13 protein-coding genes are annotated in these 19,891 nt (G+C 61.6%); 4 read left to right on the plus strand and 9 right to left on the minus strand.

Annotated features, from left to right (window positions below):
* Positions 1–141: 141 nt before the first annotated feature.
* Positions 142–1,293, minus strand: a complete 1,152-nt coding sequence (locus QMX97_RS20545) for a M14-type cytosolic carboxypeptidase (RefSeq protein WP_213551201.1) — start codon at positions 1,291–1,293, stop codon at positions 142–144.
* A 464-nt stretch (positions 1,294–1,757) separates the two neighbouring features.
* A complete protein-coding gene (locus QMX97_RS20550; protein ID WP_065901086.1) occupies positions 1,758–2,108 on the minus strand; it encodes a DUF3077 domain-containing protein in 351 nt (116 codons plus the stop codon).
* A 131-nt stretch (positions 2,109–2,239) separates the two neighbouring features.
* On the opposite strand from QMX97_RS20550, the gene QMX97_RS20555 reads away from it, so the two are divergent.
* On the plus strand, positions 2,240–2,875 hold the full coding sequence (locus QMX97_RS20555; protein WP_213551203.1) for a LexA family transcriptional regulator: 636 nt from the start codon (positions 2,240–2,242) through the stop codon (positions 2,873–2,875).
* Here QMX97_RS20555 and QMX97_RS20560 read toward each other — a convergent pair.
* Genes QMX97_RS20560 through QMX97_RS20575 form a run of 4 tightly spaced genes read right to left on the minus strand, consistent with a single transcriptional unit; the run spans position 2,872 to position 8,399 of the window.
* Positions 2,872–4,797, minus strand: coding sequence for an acetyl/propionyl/methylcrotonyl-CoA carboxylase subunit alpha (locus QMX97_RS20560; RefSeq protein ID WP_282397494.1), 1,926 nt, complete (start codon positions 4,795–4,797; stop codon positions 2,872–2,874). The genes QMX97_RS20555 and QMX97_RS20560 overlap by 4 nt on opposite strands.
* Positions 4,794–5,600 carry a gamma-carboxygeranoyl-CoA hydratase gene (locus QMX97_RS20565; RefSeq protein WP_065901076.1) on the minus strand — a complete coding sequence of 269 codons (807 nt, stop codon included), beginning with the start codon at positions 5,598–5,600 and terminating at the stop codon, positions 4,794–4,796. Before QMX97_RS20565 ends, QMX97_RS20560 begins: the two co-directional genes overlap by 4 nt.
* A 15-nt stretch (positions 5,601–5,615) precedes the next feature.
* Positions 5,616–7,223, minus strand: a complete 1,608-nt coding sequence (locus tag QMX97_RS20570; protein ID WP_065901073.1) for a carboxyl transferase domain-containing protein — start codon at positions 7,221–7,223, stop codon at positions 5,616–5,618.
* Between the two features lie 12 nt (positions 7,224–7,235).
* The gene (locus QMX97_RS20575; protein WP_282397495.1) at positions 7,236–8,399 is read right to left on the minus strand and encodes an isovaleryl-CoA dehydrogenase; all 1,164 of its coding nucleotides are present in this window, start codon (positions 8,397–8,399) and stop codon (positions 7,236–7,238) included.
* 150 nt (positions 8,400–8,549) lie between these two features.
* On the opposite strand from QMX97_RS20575, the gene QMX97_RS20580 reads away from it, so the two are divergent.
* Complete coding sequence (locus QMX97_RS20580; RefSeq protein ID WP_282397496.1) at positions 8,550–10,184, plus strand: AMP-binding protein; 1,635 nt, start codon at positions 8,550–8,552, stop codon at positions 10,182–10,184.
* Positions 10,185–10,265: 81 nt separating this feature from the next.
* On the plus strand, positions 10,266–15,425 hold the full coding sequence (locus QMX97_RS20585) for an NEL-type E3 ubiquitin ligase domain-containing protein (protein ID WP_282397497.1): 5,160 nt from the start codon (positions 10,266–10,268) through the stop codon (positions 15,423–15,425).
* Between the two features lie 550 nt (positions 15,426–15,975).
* Here QMX97_RS20585 and QMX97_RS20590 read toward each other — a convergent pair.
* The 3 genes from QMX97_RS20590 to QMX97_RS20600 form a co-directional block, all read right to left on the minus strand.
* Positions 15,976–16,875 (minus strand): hydroxymethylglutaryl-CoA lyase, encoded by a 900-nt coding sequence (locus tag QMX97_RS20590; RefSeq protein WP_282397498.1) that lies wholly within the window; start codon positions 16,873–16,875, stop codon positions 15,976–15,978.
* Positions 16,876–16,891: 16 nt separating this feature from the next.
* Positions 16,892–17,284 (minus strand): MerR family DNA-binding transcriptional regulator, encoded by a 393-nt coding sequence (locus QMX97_RS20595; RefSeq protein ID WP_106803382.1) that lies wholly within the window; start codon positions 17,282–17,284, stop codon positions 16,892–16,894.
* Positions 17,285–17,418: 134 nt separating this feature from the next.
* On the minus strand, positions 17,419–18,354 hold the full coding sequence (locus QMX97_RS20600; protein ID WP_197627627.1) for a LysR family transcriptional regulator: 936 nt from the start codon (positions 18,352–18,354) through the stop codon (positions 17,419–17,421).
* Between the two features lie 151 nt (positions 18,355–18,505).
* Here QMX97_RS20600 and QMX97_RS20605 point away from each other — a divergent pair, with 151 nt between their 5' ends.
* The gene (locus tag QMX97_RS20605) at positions 18,506–19,735 is read left to right on the plus strand and encodes an acyl-CoA dehydrogenase (RefSeq protein ID WP_029298342.1); all 1,230 of its coding nucleotides are present in this window, start codon (positions 18,506–18,508) and stop codon (positions 19,733–19,735) included.
* Positions 19,736–19,891: the final 156 nt, after the last annotated feature.

A 19,891-nucleotide genomic window follows, 5' to 3' on the forward strand; every position in this document is an offset into this window, starting at 1 on the left:
CTGGGTCAGTTTTGTATATGTTACAGGATTCGGCGTGACGGTGTGCTGCAAAGCATGACCGGCACCCGGGACTGATGCCGTGGCTTGCCGGCGATGCGTGCTGAACCACGCGATCGCCGGCAAGCCTGGCTGCTGCGTGGGTTAGCGCAGAGTGCCGACGATATCGGCCACGGTGCTCAACACATCCTTGCCCAACTGTATCGAACGTTTGCCCGACCAGCCGGTGTGCGGGTTGGGGGCGTCGTCGTTGTCCTTGAAGGGCATTTCCAGGGTCAGTGACAGGCAGTCGTATTTCTCGCCGACCGCGTTGCAGGCCAGGGTCATGTTGGCCTCGCCGGGCAGGTCGCGGGTGTAGCCGTGAACGGTCTGGAAGTCGCGGGTCAGGGCGCTCAAGTGGCTGCGGAAGTGTTTTTCCAGGGCTTCGATGCGCGGGGTGTAGCCGGGGTTGCCTTCGCAACCGGCGGTAAACACATAGGGGATTTCTTCGTCGCCGTGGATATCCAGGAACAGGTCGACGCCGTATTTTTCCATCTGCTGCTGCACGAACAGCACTTCCGGGCTGAGTTCCTGGCTGGCGCTCTGCCAGGCCCGATTGAGGTCCTGGCCCATGGCGTTGGTGCGCAGGTGGCCGTGGAAGGCGCCGTCCGGGTTCATGTTGGGCACCAGGTACAGGTCGGCCACCGCCAGCAGTTTTTTCAGCTCGGCGTCACCGTCCTGCTGCAGGCGTTCGATGATGCCTTCCATAAACCATTCGGCCATGTGCTCACCAGGGTGCTGCTGGGCAATGATCCAGACCTTGCGTCGGCCTTCGCCGCCCTTGCCGCGACGCAGCAAGGGGATATCACGACCTTCGACACTTTTACCGGTGGCCAGCAATTGGGTGCCCGCACGGCTCAGGGCCTGGGCGATCAGCCCGTCATGGCGTTCACGGCTGTAGGGCTCGAAGTAGGCAATCCAGGCGTGCTTCTCGCGCGTCTCGAGGCTGATGTGCAGGATCTCGCCGTCAAAGCGTGTGGGCACACGGAACCAGTTGATATGGTCGTAGGAGGCCACCGCGTTGTAGCCGCTCCACGCATGGCGGTAGGACGACTTGCCGGCGTTGCTCAGGCGGAACGTGTGGGTGTGGCCCACGTGCATGCCTTCGGCCTTGAAGTGGAACCACTGGAAATGTTGGCTGCGCGTATCCGGGTTGATCGCCAACAGCAACTGGTAGGCATCGCTGGCGTCGAGCACCTGGATATTGCCACTGTCGAAGTCGGTGCTGATCTTGATGGAGGTCAAGGCCACGGTCATAGTCTGGTTGCCTGAGTATGAGTGTTGTGGCGGCTATCTTACACACGAGTCTGGTAAAGACTGGACGCAAAATTGTTGCGGAGGAGGGGGGCGTCGTCCCTGACGCCGCCGCAGCTTAGAATCTATGAGATTGATTCTCAAGCGCTATTTCGCAGAGAACTGGGCTAGAGCGCTCGCACGGCTTTCTTTTGACGATGGTCTTTTGCTACCATGTGCGCCATCGAGCAACACACAGTCTTCATTAGCCTGAAGCCATGCCAGGAAAACTGGCAAAAAAAAGACCCGGCCAAAGAGCCGGGTCAAAAACCGTGATTAGCCTGATGAGGAGATATTCCAAGAGTCCGACCTAAGGTCCCTTGGTCTATCGACTGATCTCGCGATCAGCTGGGTCCAATAATAATCATTATCATTTGCAAGTCAAATGTTTTTATCCGTGTGATAGAAATATTTTTCCTTCGCGCCGCTTACGCGCTCGCCTGAGCGTCAGGCGCTTGCAGTGATCGCTCCACCATCGCCTTCGCCATATCAATCAAATACACCACTGAAAAGGCCAGGTCGCGTTGGTTGCCCTGATGGCTGCTCGCTGATTCGTAGGCGGTGGCCGCGGCACTGCGCAACAGGTCCGAGGCGTGCACCAGGGCCTCCTCCTGGCTGATGCCCGGCTTGATGGCGAAGAACGTCCCGTCCGGGGTTGGCGTCGACATATTTTCTTTCAAGTAAAAGTCCAACGCGCGCTGTGCTGCGCCGCTGCTGCGCAGGTCGTGCAAGTCGGCATTTTCGCAAGGGTCAGGCAGGAGATACGGGCTCGTCGTCATAAGGGCGGTGCTCTGGGGTGAGTGTCTAAAACCTTGAGTTCGATGATAGTACGTATCGTATTCATGTCGTTTTATGGATTACTACAAACTGTTTATTGCCCTGGAAAATCCGTGACGTATCGTCTGGCGCCATGGATAACTGGATAGCGTTGGTCAAGGCCAACATGGAAGACCGCAAGGTCACGCAGGTCGAACTCGCCGAGCGCTTGGGCATGTCCCAGGGCGGGATCGGGCATTGGCTCAACAAGCGTCGGGTACCGAGCCTGGCGGACATGAACCGGGTACTCGAAGAGTTGGGGCTGGGATACCTGGAAGTGGTGCTGCAGATCCGCGAGAAGACCGCCGGGGACCGGGCTGCGCCGACCCGCTACAACCCGTATTTCCGCTACCCGGTCAGCGACTGGAAAGGCCTGTGCGAACTGCGCGAAGAGCGCCCGGCCTATGGCGCCGCCCGCTTCGAGCTGACCGATTACCACGCCCGTGGCGAGGCTTTCTGGCTGCCGGTCAGCGGCGACGCAATGACCGCGCCCAGCGGTGTCAGCATCGGCGCCGGGTCGATGATCCTGGTCGACCCGGCGTTGGCGGCCGAACCGGGCAAACTGGTGGTTGCCCAATGGGCCGGCCATCCCCAGGCGACCTTCCGCCAACTGCTCGAGGAGAGCGGCCAGCGGTACCTGGTGCCGCTCAACCCCACCTATCCGAAACAGTTGCTCACCGACGCGTGTCGCATCCTGGGCGTCGTCGTGCAGGCCACGGCGAAGTTCTAGCCCGTCGCGTCGAGTTCCACCAACGCCGCGCCCTCGGCAACCATTTCGCCTTCCTGGCAGAACAGTGCCTTGACCACCCCGGCCTGGGGCGCACGGATGCTGTGCTCCATCTTCATGGCTTCCAGCACCACCAACTGCGTGCCGGCCTCCACCGTTTGGCCAACATCCACCAGCACGCGCACGATGCTGCCATTCATCGGCGCCGTCAGGCCGCCCTGATGCGACTGGTTGGCGTCGACCGCAGCGATCGGATCGAACAGGCTCACGCCGTGCACCTCACCGTCCCAGCGCAGGAACACAGTGTCTCCGCTGCGAACTGCGAGATGCGCGCGACGCACGCCCTGGTGCTCGGTCAGCAACTGCTCGCCGTGCAACTGCGCGGCATCTGCCGCCAGCGTGACCAGCCGATCCTGCCCATTGCAGCTCAAGTGCAGCGACACCTCGGCCGGCAAGCCGAGGCGCAGGCCACGGTTGTCCGCCCAAGGCCCGTCAGCCGCCGGCAAGCTCTGCATGAAGGCCGCACCTGCAGCCTGCCAGAACGCGTCGCTCAAGGCGCCGGGCACCGGCAGCAACTCCTCCTGATAGCGCGCAATGAACCCGGTATCCAGCTCGGCGGCGGCAAATGCCGGATGGCCGATAATGCGCCGCAGGAAGCTCAGGTTGGTCTTCAGCCCGCCGACGGCAAACTCATCGAGCATGCTCGACAGGCGCAGCCGCGCCTGTTCACGGTTCTCGCCCCAGGCAATCAACTTGCCGAGCATCGGGTCATAGAACGGCGAGACGTTGTCGCCCTGTTCGACGCCGCTGTCCACCCGACGGCCCGGGCCAGGGGCCGATTCGCGGTACAGCGCCAGGTGCCCGGTGGCGGGCAGGAAATCATTCACCGGGTCCTCGGCATACAAGCGCACTTCAATCGCATGGCCGATCAGCGGCACTTGTTCCTGCGTGATCGGCAGCGCCTCGCCTTGGGCGACACGAATCTGCCAGGCCACCAGGTCCAGGCCGGTAATCGCTTCCGTGACCGGATGCTCTACCTGCAGCCGCGTGTTCATCTCCATGAAGAAGAAGTCGCCACGCGCATCCAGCAAGAACTCCACGGTGCCCGCGCCGACATAGCCGATGGCCTGGGCCGCGCGAACCGCCGCCTCACCCATCGCCCGGCGTTGTTCAACGCTCAGGCCGGGTGCCGGTGCTTCTTCGACGACTTTCTGGTGGCGCCGCTGGATCGAGCAATCGCGTTCATTGAGGTACAGGCAATGCCCATGCTGGTCGGCAAACACCTGGATTTCCACATGGCGCGGCTTGAGGAGGTATTTCTCTACCAGCATCTGCGCGTTGCCGAACGACGACAGCGCCTCACGCTGGGCAGACGCCAGGGCTTCGGCCAATTGGCTGACGTCCTCGACCACCTTCATGCCCTTGCCGCCACCTCCGGCGGTAGCCTTGAGCAGCACGGGATAGCCAATGCGTTCGCAGGCGGCGCGAAAGGTGTCGAGGTCCTGGGCTTCGCCGTGATAACCGGGCACCAACGGCACGCCGGCTGTTTCCATCAGGGCCTTGGCCGCCGACTTGCTGCCCATGGCGTCGATGGCCGAGGCGGGCGGGCCGAGGAAGATCAAGCCGGCGGCTTCGATCGCACGGGCAAAGCCGGCATTTTCCGACAGGAAGCCGTAGCCCGGATGGATCGCCTGGGCGCCGCTGGCCTGGGCGGCGGCGATCAGTTTGTCGATCTGCAGGTAGCTCTCGGTGGCCTTGCTGCCGCCCAGGTCGACACGTATGTCGGCTTCGCGGCTGTGCCGCGCATCGCGGTCGATGGCGCTGTGCACGGCGACGGTGGTCAGGCCCATGGCCTTGGCGGTGCGCATCACCCGGCAGGCAATTTCGCCACGGTTGGCCACCAGCACGGTGGTCAATGTGCTCATGAACGCGGCTCCTGTGCCTGCCAGCCTGGCTGACGTTTTTGCAGGAAGGCACGCAAGCCTTCCTGGCCTTCGGCGCTGACACGGATACGCGCAATGGCATTTTCGCAATAGCGGCGCAGGGCCGGGGTCAGTGCACCGTTGCCGACCTCGCGCAGCAGGTCCTTGCTGGCGCGCATCGCCGCCGGGCTGTTCTGCAGCAGGTTGGCGATCCACTGTTCCACTTGCCCGTCGAGTTCGCCGAGGGGATAGCTTTCCGCCAACAGGCCGATTTCCCGCGCACGCTGGCCGCCAAAACGTTCGGCAGTCAGGGCATAGCGGCGCGCAGCACGCTCGCCAATGGCCTGGACCACAAACGGGCTGATCACTGCCGGGGCCAGGCCGATGCGCACTTCGGACAGGCAGAACTGCGCGTCGTCGGCGCCGATGGCCATGTCGCAGCAACTGATCAAGCCCAGCGCGCCGCCATAGGCCGCGCCTTGCACGACTGCCAGGGTCGGGATTTTCAGCTTGGCCAGGTTGTACATCAATTCCGCCAGCTCGCGGGCGTCGTCCAGGTTGGTGTGGTAGTCCAGCTCGGCCGACTGCTGCATCCAGGCCAGGTCGGCGCCGGCGCTGAAGTGCTTGCCGCGCCCGCGCAGGACCAGGAAACGCAGGGACGCATCTGCCTGGACCTGGTCGAGGGCGATGATCAGCTCGCGGATCATCTCGGCATTGAACGCGTTGTTCTTGGCTTCACGACTGAGCCACAGCGTGGCAAATCCACGGCTGTCGGTGATCAGTTCGAGGGTATTGAAGTCGCTCATGGGGTATAGCTCCATTTACATGCGGAACACGCCGAAGCGGCTCGGCTCGATCGGGGCGTTCAGTGCGGCGGACAGGGCCAGGGCCAGCACGTCGCGGGTCTGCAGCGGGTCGATGACCCCGTCGTCCCACAGGCGCGCACTGGAGTAGTAGGGATGGCCCTGGGTTTCATACTGATCGAGGATCGGCTGCTTGATCGCGGCCTCTTCTTCGGCGCTGAACCCATGGCCGGCCCGCTCGGCCTGCTCGCGCTTGACCTGCACCAACACGCCTGCCGCCTGTTCGGCGCCCATCACACCGATGCGCGCGTTGGGCCACATCCACAGGAAACGCGGGTCATAGGCGCGGCCGCACATGCCGTAGTTGCCGGCACCGAAACTGCCGCCGATGATCACGGTGAACTTCGGCACCTTGGCGCAGGCCACCGCGGTGACCAGCTTGGCGCCATGCTTGGCGATGCCGCCGGCCTCGTATTTTTGCCCGACCATGAAGCCGGTGATGTTCTGCAGGAACAGCAACGGAATCCCGCGCTGGCAGGCCAGTTCGATAAAGTGCGCGCCTTTTTGTGCGGCTTCGGCGAAGAGAATCCCGTTGTTGGCGAGGATCGCAATCGGGTAGCCGTGCAAGTGCGCGAAGCCGCATACCAGCGTGGTGCCAAACAGCGCCTTGAATTCATCGAACACCGAACCGTCGACCAGCCGCGCAATCACTTCGCGCACATCGAATGGCTGCTTGGCATCGGCCGGGATCACCCCGTAGAGCTCTTCGCTGCTGTACAGCGGCGCCACGGGCGGGCGTTGGCTTACCTGACCCTGCTTGCGCCAGTTGAGGTTGGCCACGCTGCGCCGGGCCAGGGCCAGCGCGTGTTCGTCGTTGTCGGCATAGTGGTCGGCCACGCCGGAAACCTTGCAATGCACGTCGGCACCGCCGAGGTCTTCGGCGCTGACCACTTCACCGGTTGCGGCCTTCACCAGTGGCGGCCCGGCGAGGAAGATCGTCGCCTGGTTGCGCACCATGATCGCTTCGTCGGCCATCGCCGGCACATAGGCGCCGCCGGCGGTGCACGAGCCCATTACCACGGCGATCTGCGGGATGCCCTGGGCGCTCATGTTGGCCTGGTTGAAGAAGATCCGTCCGAAGTGCTCGCGGTCCGGGAATACCTCGTCCTGGCGCGGCAGGTTGGCGCCGCCGGAGTCGACCAGGTAGATGCACGGCAGGCGGTTCTGCTCGGCGATAGTCTGGGCGCGCAGGTGTTTTTTCACCGTGAGCGGGTAGTAGGAACCCCCTTTCACCGTGGCGTCGTTGGCGACGATCATGCACTCGACTCCTTCGACGCGGCCGATCCCGGCGATCACCCCGGCGGCGGGTACGTCCTCGCCGTACACCTGATGGGCGGCCAGTTGGCTGAGCTCAAGGAACGGCGAGCCCGGGTCGAGCAGGCGATTGATGCGCTCGCGCGGCAGCAGCTTGCCGCGCGAGGTGTGGCGTTCCTGGGCCTTGGCGCCGCCACCTTGCTGCACATGGGCGAGCAGGGTGTGCAGGGCGTCGACCTGTTGGCGCATTGCCGCGCTGTTGGCGACGAATTCCGCCGAGCGCGGGTTGAGCTGGGTGTGCAGGGTGGCCATGAGTGCGCTCCTTCAGCGGGTTTCGTTGAAGAGTTCGCGACCGATCAGCATCCGCCGAATCTCGCTGGTGCCGGCGCCGATTTCATACAGCTTGGCGTCACGCAACAGGCGCCCGGCGGGGAATTCGTTGATATAGCCGTTGCCGCCCAGGATCTGGATCGCATCGAGGGCCATTTGCGTGGCGCGTTCGGCGCTGTAGAGGATCACCCCGGCGGCGTCCTTGCGCGTGGTTTCGCCGCGCTCGCAAGCCTGGGCCACCGCGTAGAGGTAGGCGCGGCTGGCGTTGAGTTGGGTGTACATGTCAGCGACCTTGCCCTGGATCAGCTGGAATTCGCCGATGCTCTGGCCGAACTGCTTGCGGTCGTGGATGTACGGCACGATCAGGTCCATGCACGCCTGCATGATCCCGGTGGGGCCGCCGGAAAGCACCACGCGTTCGTAGTCGAGGCCGCTCATCAGCACTTTCACGCCGCCATTGAGCACGCCGAGAATGTTCTCCTCGGGCACTTCCACGTCATCGAAAAACAGCTCGCAGGTGTTGGAGCCGCGCATGCCCAGCTTGTCGAACTTGGTGCTGCGGCTGAAGCCTTTCCAGTCGCGCTCGACGATAAACGCGGTAATGCCGTGGGGGCCTTTTTCCAGGTCGGTCTTGGCGTAGATCACATACGTGCTGGCGTCGGGGCCGTTGGTGATCCAGGTCTTGCTGCCGTTGAGCACGTAGCGGTCGCCACGTTTGTCGGCGCGCAGTTTCATCGAGACCACGTCGGAGCCGGCGTTCGGTTCGCTCATGGCCAGCGCACCGACATGTTCGCCACTGATCAGCTTTGGCAGGTACTTGAGCTTCTGCGCGTGGTTGCCGTTGCGGTTGATCTGGTTCACACACAGGTTGGAGTGAGCGCCGTAGGACAACGCCACCGACGCCGAGCCGCGGCTGATCTCTTCCATGGCGACCACGTGGGCCAGGTAACCCAGGCCGGCACCACCGTATTCTTCCGGCACGGTAATGCCGAGCAGGCCCATGTCACCGAACTTGCTCCACAGGTCGGCGGGGAACAGGTTGTCGATGTCGATCTGTGCCGCGCGCGGAGCGATTTCCTTGGCCACGAAGGACTGCACCTGGTCGCGCAGCATGTCGATGGTTTCACCGAGGGCGAAGTTCAGGGACGGGTAACTCATGGACAGGCACCTTAATGTGAGCTTTGTTGTTGTGTGGATGGCGCACCAGGGAAGGGTGCTCACCTTTACGTTAACGTAAGCTTGCGTTAAGGCGCTGTCAATCGTAGTTTACGTTTACGTCAACCTACAAAAAAGACAACAGGGGTCGTTATGGATCAACCGAACCAGAGCTACAGCCGTGGCACGCAGGACAAGGCCTTGCTGGCCATGACCATTGGCCAGGCCTTCGATCACACCGTCGCGCAATACCCCGATGGCGAAGCGTTGATTGTCCGCCACCAGCAGCGCCGCTACACCTGGCGGCAACTGGCCGAGGCGGTGGATCTGCATGCGCGTGCGTTCCTCGCCCTGGGCATGCAGACCGGTGATCGCCTGGGCATCTGGGCCCCCAACTGCGCCGAGTGGTGCATCAGCCAGATCGCCAGCGCCAAGCTCGGGGTGATCCTGGTGAATATCAACCCGGCCTATCGCAGCAGTGAGCTGGAGTACGTGCTCAAGCAGTCCGGCTGCCAGTGGCTGGTGTGTGCCGGGTCGTTCAAGACCTCCGATTACCATGCCATGTTGCAGGAATTGAAGCCCGACCTGCGCGGGCTTATCAGCCTCGACCCCAGCCCGCCGCCGGGATTCCTGCCCTGGGCGCAGTTGGCGGCACTCGGTGCCGGCATCCCGCCCGAACACTTGCGTACTCGCCAGGCCAGCCTGCACTTCGATCAAGCCGTCAACATCCAGTACACCTCCGGCACCACGGGCTTCCCCAAGGGGGCCACCCTCAGTCACCACAACATTCTCAATAACGGCTACATGGTCGGCGAAAGCCTGGGCCTGACCGCGCAAGACCGCCTGGTCATCCCGGTGCCGCTTTATCACTGCTTCGGCATGGTCATGGGCAACCTCGGTTGCATCACCCACGGCACCACCATGATCTACCCCAATGACGGCTTCGACCCGCTGCTGACCTTGAGCGCTGTCGCTGAAGAGCGCGCCACCGGTCTATATGGCGTACCGACGATGTTCATCGCGATGCTCGATGACCCACGCCGCGGCGAATTCGACCTGGCGACCTTGCGCACCGGCATCATGGCCGGCGCCACGTGCCCCATCGAGGTGATGCGCCGGGTCATCAGCGAGCTGCACATGGGCGAGGTGCAGATTGCCTACGGCATGACCGAAACCAGCCCGGTGTCGCTGCAAACCGGCGCGGAGGATGACCTGGAACGCCGCGTGACCACCGTCGGCCGCACCCAGCCGCAGCTGGAAAGCAAGATCATCGATACCGATGGCAATACGGTTGAACGCGGGGAGATCGGCGAATTGTGCACCCGTGGCTACAGCGTGATGCTCGGTTATTGGAACAACCCCGACGCCACCCGCGAGGCAATCGACGACGCCGGCTGGATGCACACCGGCGACCTGGCGAGCATGGACGAACACGGCTATGTGAGCATTGCCGGGCGCAACAAGGACATGATCATTCGCGGTGGGGAAAACGTCTATCCGCGCGAGCTGGAGGAGTTCTTCTTCACCCATCCGGCGGTGGCCGATGTGCAGATCATCGGTATTCCGGATGCGCGTTACGGCGAGGAGATCGTCGCCTGGGTCAAGTTCCATCCGGGGCATGTGGCCAACGCGCTGGAACTGCAGACCTGGTGCAAGGGGCGCATCGCACACTTCAAGACGCCCCGGCACTTCAAGTTCGTGGATGAGTTTCCGATGACGGTGACCGGCAAGATCCAGAAATTTCGCATGCGCGAGATCAGCATCGAGGAGCTGAACATCCGCCGCTGATGCGGGGTGCATGCCTACCGCGTCCCGCGCGCGGGTGTTGCCTAGAGTGGCGCAATATTTCGCCACTCGAAGGCTACACGCATGACAGACAGCATCGCAGACCCACCCGCCGACAGGGTGTCGGACCTGCAAAGTCCGCACCTGAGTGTCATCAAGGACAATACTCCCGACTGGTACACCGAGGCGCAGGGCAGCCGCAAAGCTGAACTGGCGTCATTGGACCTGCGTATTCCCGACTGGTACAAAAAGGCCCCGCAGGCTGACAGGGACCGCCTGGGCAAGGTGCACAAGCGCAGCCGGGCGTCGTTGAACCAACTGGATCAACTGCTCGGTGAGCTGAAGCCACCGGCAGAGTATGCCGAGCCTCTTTTGGTGGCCGCGATCGAACAAAAGTTCGGGAAACGGCTGGACACCAGGAAGGTGTTCTATGCGCGCAAACTGGAGCAAACCAGCTGCGACGCACAGCTCACTGAGGTCTCGACCACACGCGTCAGCGAATTGGGCCCGCAGTTTTATTCTTATAAAGGTGTCAGCCTGTTGGAAGCGGCGCTGAACAACTTTGCCCCGGACCAGGCGAATGAGCCGGTGTGCGCGGACTGTCACTTGATCACCGGGTACGATTTTCACCGGTATTCAAGCGCGCTGGTGCACACCTCAGCCAATGTCAAGTCGCTCAAGCTCGACATCAAGGCCCACGCGTTCGCCCAACTGTGCAGGGACTTGGATCTGGGGCGTTCCTACTACGAATACCTGCGAGCCACCATCAACCGCCATAGTGCGCCGGCAACCCAGAATCAGCCGGCGGGCAAGTTATATAGCAGCCTGATCATCAGTCATCGAAACCAATTGGAACTGGCGGCAGAAATCGCGGTGATGAAGGGCGATATCCAGCCTGCGCAACACCAGTTGATCTGCAGCCTGCTCGTTAATCAGTCCACCGGTAAATGGTCAGAAAAGACGGTCAAGTTTTCGCCGTTGCGGCTGTGCAATCTTTATATCGAGAACATCCTGGTCATCGGGCCGGTGGAGTGGCGGGAAAACACAAGGAATGCCCAACTCCTGCCGCTGCCCTGCATGGTGTATATCCCTGGCGATCCGCTTCATCCACTCAAGCGCTATGACCACATAGCAGCCTTTACCGACCATTTGACGACACGTCTGTGCCGGGCTGAATACCGCAAATTCTTCAGCCAGTTTGTGCCGCTCGCCCATCAGGACGGTTTTTTTACCCGGCTCAAGGCCTTGCTCGACCCCGGCGCGGCGCATGCCGTGGATGAAGATTTTGCCGCCGCCAATAAAAGTCGCATCACCGACCAGGGGACGTATGCCGCCTCATGGCGGGATGTCTGGATGGACTGCGCGATGCAGCGTATCCGGCTGATCATGAACAACGCCAGTGCCGCCGTGGCCTCCACCCAATCGGTGACTGATCGGGCGTATAACGCCTGGCTTTGGTCGTGGGGCAGCACGGCGCTGGATATTCTCAATCTGGCGTCTTTCGTGGTGCCCTTCCTGGGGGAGGCCATGCTGGTCGTCGCGGCCGTGCAGATGGTTTATGAGATAGGCGAAGGCGTTGAAGCGTGGTCCGACGGCGACACCCGCACGGCTTGGGCGCACTTTTCGGCGGTGGGGCTGGATCTGGCCGGGCTGGCGGTGCCCCAAGTGCTGATGGCTGCCAAAGACACGGCATTTATCAAGCGCCTGGTACGGGTGGAACTCGGCGGGCGCACGCGTTTGCACAGTGTCAATCCGAGCCAATACCTGCACCGGATCGCCTTGCCCAAAGGGCTGCGGCCAAACGCGCAGGGGCTATATGCCCATGAGGGAAGCCTCTATCTGCCGGCAACTGACGGTGGCCACTACCAGGTCGTCACCGGCTCGGAGGGGCAATCCAGGCTTCTGCATCCCGATGGCGATTCACGTTATGCACCGCGTATCCACCATAACGGCACGGGCGCCTGGGTCCATGAGTTCGAACAACCCCTGACGTGGGACCGCAAGACCTTGCTGCGGCGCATTGGCCACACGGTCGATCACCTGAGCGATAGCCAGCTCGAGCAGGCGCGGCTATTCAGCGGGGTGTCGGATGACGCGTTGCGCCAGGTGTTCGTCGAGCGCCGGGCGCCGCCGCCGCTCTTCAGGGACATGCTGCGGCGATTTGAGTGCGACGCCAGGCATCAGGCGTTTATCGACCGGTTGAGCAGCTCCGACCCCAACGTGTTCAGCCGCGTCAACTGGTACATGCAAGTGAAGTTGTTGATCGATAATGGCATGTGGCCTAAATCGCGGGTGCTGCTGGCCTTTGATTCCGAGGGAGATCTGACGTGGCTTTCAGCCAAAGTGAGAAACCCACGGGAGGTGGTCAAGTTGCAGCCTAAACATCTCGACAGTGGGGCCTTGTTTCCCGCCATGCTCGAACAAATGACTGAAACTGAAATACGCGAGTTGTTGGACGAGGACGAGGTCGAGCGCGAGATACTCGCGGAGCAGGTGATGCTGGGCATCATTACGCCCGGTGAGCGTTCGGTTGACGGTAAACCGACATTCACCGAAGAACGCATGGCGCAACTGATGCGCGCAGAACGCGCACCTGCGGTCAGGGCGGCACGGTACCGGGATCGGTTGCTGACAGCGGCTAAAAACACCCGGGCTGAGCTGTTCAATCTGGAGATGTCAGCCGGTGATATCTCCAGTGATGTCCATGTCCAGTGGCTGCAGCGCAGCTTTCCCAGCCTGCCTAAATTGGCTGCCGAAGAGATAGTCGCCCATGCCAGGCCCGAGGAATTGGCACGCTGCATCGAACCCACATCACGCTTGCCGTTGCGGTTGGCCGAAGAGGCACGCCGTTACGCACAGAAGGCGCGCGTCATGCGCGCACAGGCTGATCTTCTGTTCGACAACGCGCTCACAATGGACGGCGTACACCTGGCGCTGCACAAGCTGGCCGCCATCCCGGGGAAGCTGGATGGGGTGTGTATTGAGCTGCGCGCCGATACGTATGAAGGGGCTGTGCTGGACCGGGTCGGCGATACGACCGCCCCCAGGCAGCTTCGTCTGATCCGCAGCGACATGAAGGAGTGGATGTTATACAGCGTGCCGCAACAAAGACTCTATTGGCGCTATGACAAGGACGCCTTTTTCAGCGCGCTGTGGCTTGCCAGCGGCGGTCGGTTCACCCGCTGGCCAGCGTTGCAATCGTCCACCAAGGCCTTGAAAGCGCAACTGGCGCACTTGCCGCTGGACGAGCAGGCAAGCCGGCGTGCGCTGGGCCTGCAACCGATCAGGCCCGGCTTCAAATCCCCGATGCGTCTGGCGGATGGGCGCATCGGTTATCCGTTGAGTCCGGTGGGCGGCGTTGCACAGCGTCCGTTTGATTGCACGATGAAAGCCATGCTGCTGTACTCCAAGCCCCTGGAGGAGGTCGAGAGCCTGCTCGGGCTTCAAGGGGCCTCGGATGCCGTGCTGTTGGCGAGGCTGGTGCACCTGGAAACCGAGTTTTCCGACCTGAATAAAGCGCTGGTCAACTGGCAGGAGGAGGACTCCGGCTATGCGAGTGCCAGACGCAGAGTGTCGACGACGATCAAATATGCCTGGCAGCGAATTGCGTTCCAGCAATGGCTGGTAGATGGAGTACTCATCGGCCCCGGCCTCGATCTGTCCACTGAAGCGGTGGGTGAACTGCCTGCGATTACCGCCAATATGGATCATGTGGGCAATTTGAAGTTATGTGGAATGGGGCTTTCAGACGAATCTTTGCCTTTTTTGCAGGCGTTTGGTGGCTTGCGCTGGCTGGACATGAGCGAAAATAATTTAACCCAACTGCCGGTGTTTCGAGACGGCGGGGCAGGGCTTACCGCACTCAACTTGCGCAGCAATGATATCCGGCTGAACGGGCCGAGCCGATTGCGCCTGGAGAGCCTGCAGCAGTTGAAGAGTTTGAACCTTGGATACAATCGACATTTGGGTTGGTCTGCCAATCTGAGCCGCCTGCGCCAGTTGAACGAGCTGCGTCTGCCGTATACCGGCACCACCCGGTTCCCCGTCGGCGCCGAGCGTTTGCCTGCCCTGACCTTGATCGATCTGCATTCGAACCAGATCACCACGTTGCCTGAATACGCTTATGAGCACCGCGAGCGCATCAATGTGCACGAAAATCCCTTGTCGGCGGCCACCCTTGCGCGCCTTGAAATGGGCGAAGAATGGGGCGATCACATCACCTCGCAGGAAGCGCGCGACCGTTGGTTGGAGGAAGTCCCGCCCGCCGAGTTGGCGCGGTACGGCGCGATCTGGGATGAGCTGTCGGGCTGCACTGGTTCGACAGATTTTTTTACTGTCTTGGCCGATACCACCCGCAGTGCCGAGTACGCCAGTCAAACTGCCCGACCCGAAATTACCCAGAGGGTCTGGGACATGCTTGAGGCTGCGAGTGAAACCGAGAGTATCCGGCAGTCGTTATTCTCGATCGCCGACGGTCGCATCACCTGTGGCGACGGCAGTTCGGTTGAATTCATGAACCTGGAAAGCGAGCTGATGGCGGCCAGGGCGCTGGAGTTGGTGCAAACGCAGAATGCGGAGGGCGCGCTGATATCCACTGCCCGCAAACTGTTCCGTCTACACCTGGTGGACGCCATTGCGCAACGGGATGTCGTGGCCAGGGGGCCGGGGTTCACTGAGCAGGTCGAAGTGATCCTGGCTTATCGCATCGGTCTTGCAGACAGGCTGGGGTTACCGGTCAAGTCCCGTGAGATGTTGTTCCCCCACCAGGCCAATGTCAGCGCCGCGGCGATTGATGAAGCTTATGCAACCGTGCTCAGGGAGGAGCGGGATGCCACTAAGCAGGAGGTGTTTTTTGTGGGGTGCCCGTTTTGGGAAAGGCACCTTCAAACCCATTACTCGCAAGCGTTCAACGCATTGATAGCGCCAGAACTGGCGCTGCTCGAGAAGAAAAGCACTGCGTTGGATGAACTGTCGGATCTGCAACGCGAGCAAGACAGTGCAGCAGATCAGGCTACGCAAGATGTGTGGCAGGCAAGCTATGACGCGGCGGCCGACCGGCTGGCGGGTCTGTTGGGCAAACGCCGGGATGAAATTCTGGTATCGGGCTCGATGCAAAGTGCTTTTTACGTGAGAGAGCTCAAGCAGGTGAGTGCCGCACGTCAGGCGCTGGAACAACGTGCCCGGCAAATCTTGACACGCAAGGTGCTTGATAACGCCGCAGACGAGGAGGGGACATTGCCCTGAGTGATGGTCGTGCAGAAAGCACAAAGGGGACCCGAGGGTCCCCTTTAATTTGTCGTTGCGTGCTCTTTTTTTATTATTGAGGGGCGGTCTATTGTTGTTTTTGGCAACCGTTACCCTTTACCGCTGTTTTTGGCGACCCCCATCCGGGGTCAAGAGCAAACGTATTTTTTTGAGCGCTGATCTGCTTCTTCGTTATCGATCCAACCAGTGGGTAGCTACCTGAGGTAGTTTTATTTTTCTCTAACCGGTTGCGGGTTGCGGCACGCCGTACCCTGCGAAGCACATCTTCTCCAAAAAAATCTGTTAGCTGCGTCTCTGCCGTGTTGTTTTTGTTATGTCAGAGTCGTTTCGTCTTATTTTTATTAGGTTTGGCGCTTTTTATTCTTGTTATGCCATAGAGATAGCAGAAGCCGTGCCAACTTTACAAAGCCCTTTAAAATCAATGATTTAAATTTTGTGTGGGCAACGGCCTACGGCAAATGCGACAAAATATGTTCCCGTGTTACTCGATGTGTAGCTGTGCGGTAACACATTGTCACGCCCGCGCTACTCAACTGGCGTTACGTGCCTTGGCCACCCGCGAGCCGGTAGGTCGGCCCAACACCTGGCTGATGTGCTGGCCCGCGCGCATCAATGCGTCCAGATCGATACCGGTGTGGATGCCCAGGCCATTGAGCAGGTAGAGCACGTCTTCGGTGGCGACGTTACCGCTGGCGCCCTTGGCGTAGGGGCAGCCGCCGAGGCCCGCGATAGAGCTGTCGAACACATTGATACCTTCGAGCAGGCTGGCGTAGATATTGGCGATGGCCTGGCCATAGGTGTCATGGAAGTGGCCGGCCAACTTGTCGCGTGGTACCTGCGCGCCCACCACGTCGAACAATCTGCGAGTGGCGCCTGCCGTGCCGGTGCCGATGGTGTCGCCCAGGGACACTTCATAGCAGCCCATCGCATACAGTTCGCGCGCGACCGCCGCCACTTGCTCCGGCGCGATCTCGCCCTCGTACGGGCAGCCCAGCACACAGGACACATAGCCACGCACGCTGATGCCGTGCTGCCTGGCCTGGGCCATCAGCGGCGCAAAGCGCTCCAGGCTTTCACTGATGGAACAGTTGATGTTGCGCTGGGAAAACGCCTCGGACGCCGCGGCAAACACTGCGACTTCCTTCACCCCGGCTGCCAGCGCATCTTCAAAGCCGCGCAGGTTTGGCGCCAGTGCGCCGTAGGTCACGCCGGGCTTGCGCTGGATCTGCGCGAACACCTCGGCAGAGCCGGCCATCTGCGGCACCCACTTGGGCGAGACAAAGCTGCCGACTTCGATATAGCTCAAGCCCGCCGCGCTGAGGGCATCCACCAGGTGAACCTTGTCGGCCACGCTGATGGGCTGGGCTTCGTTCTGCAAACCGTCGCGCGGGCCGACTTCCACCAGGCGTACGTGTGAGGGGAGGGGCATGGCAGCTACCTTCTGGTTAATGACCGGCCTGGTTCATGGTCTGGGCGAGGGCCTGGGTGCAGCGCTCTTCGGCGGTGTCCAGTTCCAGTTTCATCTGTTCGATATCCAGCAACTGTTGCTCCAGTTGCTCACGGCGCTCGGCGATCTTCGCGAGCATGCTGTTGAGCTGGATATGGTTGCCGCTGGTGGGGTCGTAGAGTTCGATCAGCTCGCGACACTCGGCCAGGGAAAAGCCAATGCGCTTGCCGCGCAGGATCAGCTTCAGGCTGACCTTGTCACGCGCCGAGTAGATGCGCTCCTGGCCCCGGCGTTCCGGGGCCAGCAGGCCTTGTTCTTCATAGAAGCGAATGGCGCGGGTCGTGATGTCGAGCTCGCGGGCGAGGTCGGAGATGCTGTAGGTGGTGCTCATGGGGGCGCTCAAGAAGGTCTTGGCGCTAAGCTAATGTCAGGTTGACGTTTACGTCAAGGCGGATTGCTCAGGGGCTGCTTCGCCGCCCGACGCAGGGCAAGCCTGCTCGCCACGGCAAGTCCGCTCACCCGGGGTCAAGCCTGCTTGCCATCGAGCTTCTTCTCATGCGCGGTCACCTGCTGGCACAGCTCGATCATCTGCTCGCGCATCCAGCGATTGGCCGGGTCCTGGTCGGTGCTTTCGTGCCAGTACAGGTGGGTTTCCACCGGCGGCACATCGTTGACCGGCAGGTTGAACCAGTGCAGTTCATGGCGACGGGCGAAACGCTCCGGCACGGTCATGACCATGTCGGTCTGCTGCAGCACCTGCGAGGCCATCAGGTAATGCTGGGAGCGCAGGGCGATCTTGCGCTGGATGCCCATCTTGCCCAGGGCCAGGTCGACGTGGCCCAGGCCGTTGCGGCGGCTGGAGATATGAATGTGGGTCAGCGACAGGTAGTCATCCAGGGTGAATTTGTCCTTGCCCGCCAGCGGGTGGCCCTTGCGCATGGCACACACGTAGCGGTCTTCCATCAGCTTGACGTGGCGCACTTGCGGGTCGGTATTGAGCGGCGCATCCACGGCAAAATCCAGGCGCCCGGCCGCCAGTTCCTTGGTGGTCTCGCGGCGTTTGGACAGGAAGCTCTCGATCACCACGGTCGGCGCCAGGCGGCGCAGGCGCTGGAACAGCAGGGGCAGAATCACCGCCTCGGTGAGGTCGGTCATGCTGATGCGATAGGTCTTGGCCGCCTGCTGCGGGTTGAAGATGCGGCTCTCCTGCACCGACACCCGCAGCAACGACAGCGCATTGCGCACCGGGCCGATGATGTTCTGCGCCATCGGCGTGGGCACCATGCCCTGGGCGGTGCGCACGAACAGCGGGTCGTTGAAGGTTTCCCGAAGACGCGCCAGGGCGTTGGACACCGCCGGCTGGGTAATGCCGACAATCTGCCCGGCACGGGTCAGGTTGGCTTCGGTGTAGATCGCGTCAAAGACGATAAAGAGGTTGAGGTCGACCTTGCTCAGATTCATTTCGTTGCGCTCTTATTGTTAGGTGTCCATACGCCGATCATATATCGGTGATGAATGTTAATACACGCCGAGAATAGGCTAGGTAAATTATCAGCGCTGTTCTAGCATCGATTGCATGACCTAAACAACCTCTCAGAGAAGGGAGCTGCTCATGGATTTCGCCTATTCGCCCAAGGTTCAGGAACTGCGTGAACGCGTCACTGCGTTCATGGATGCTTACGTTTACCCGGCCGAGCCGGTGTTCGAACGCCAGGTCAGCGAAGGTGATCGCTGGCAGCCCACCGCCATCATGGAAGAGCTGAAAGCCAAGGCTAAGGCCGAAGGCCTGTGGAACCTGTTCCTGCCTGAATCCGAACTGGGCGCCGGCCTGACCAATCTTGAATACGCGCCGCTGGCCGAAATCATGGGCCGCTCGCTGCTGGGCCCGGAGCCATTCAACTGCTCCGCCCCCGACACCGGCAACATGGAAGTGCTGGTGCGCTACGCCAATGAAGAACAGAAGCAACGCTGGCTCGAACCGCTGCTGCGCGGCGAGATTCGCTCGGCATTCGCCATGACCGAGCCGGATGTGGCCTCCTCGGACGCCACCAACATGGCCGCCCGCGCCGAGCGCCAGGGCGACGAGTGGGTGATCAACGGTAAAAAGTGGTGGACCTCCGGCGCCTGCGACCCGCGCTGCAAGATTCTGATCTTCATGGGCCTGAGCAACCCGGATGCGCCGCGCCACCAGCAACACTCGATGATCCTGGTGCCGGTGGACGCCCCCGGCGTGAAAATCGTCCGGCCACTGCCGGTGTTCGGTTACGACGACGCCCCCCATGGCCATGCCGAAGTGCTGTTTGACAACGTGCGTGTGCCGTATGAAAACGTGCTGCTCGGTGAGGGCCGTGGTTTCGAGATTGCCCAGGGGCGCCTTGGCCCGGGCCGTATTCACCACTGCATGCGCTCAATCGGCATGGCCGAGCGCGCACTGGAACTGATGTGCAAACGCTCCGTCAGCCGCACCGCGTTCGGCAAGCCGTTGGCGCGCCTGGGCGGCAATATCGACAAGATCGCCGACTCGCGCATGGAAATCGACATGGCGCGCCTGCTGACCTTGAAGGCCGCCTACATGATGGACACCGTGGGCAATAAAGTGGCGAAAAGCGAAATCGCCCAGATCAAGGTAGTGGCACCGAACGTCGCCTTGAAGGTGATCGACCGGGCGATCCAGATCCACGGCGGCGCCGGTGTGTCCAACGACTTCCCGCTGGCCTACATGTACGCCATGCAACGCACCCTGCGCCTGGCCGATGGCCCGGACGAAGTGCACCGCGCAGCGATCGGCAAGTTCGAGATCGGCAAATATGTGCCTAAAGAGTTGATGCGCAGCGGGCAGTAAAAAGGCCGCTCGAAACGCGCTCCATTGTGGTGAGCGGGCTTGCCCCGCGTTGGGGGGCGAAGCCCCCCTGAAACCTGAGTACCCTATTTACCTGAAGGAGCGCGGCGTTCTTGATCGGGGCTGCTGCGCAGCCCAACGCGGGGCAAGCCCGCTCAC

This window comes from Pseudomonas sp. PS01298 (assembly GCF_029959745.1).
Taxonomy (GTDB): Bacteria; Pseudomonadota; Gammaproteobacteria; order Pseudomonadales; family Pseudomonadaceae; genus Aquipseudomonas; species Aquipseudomonas aylmerensis.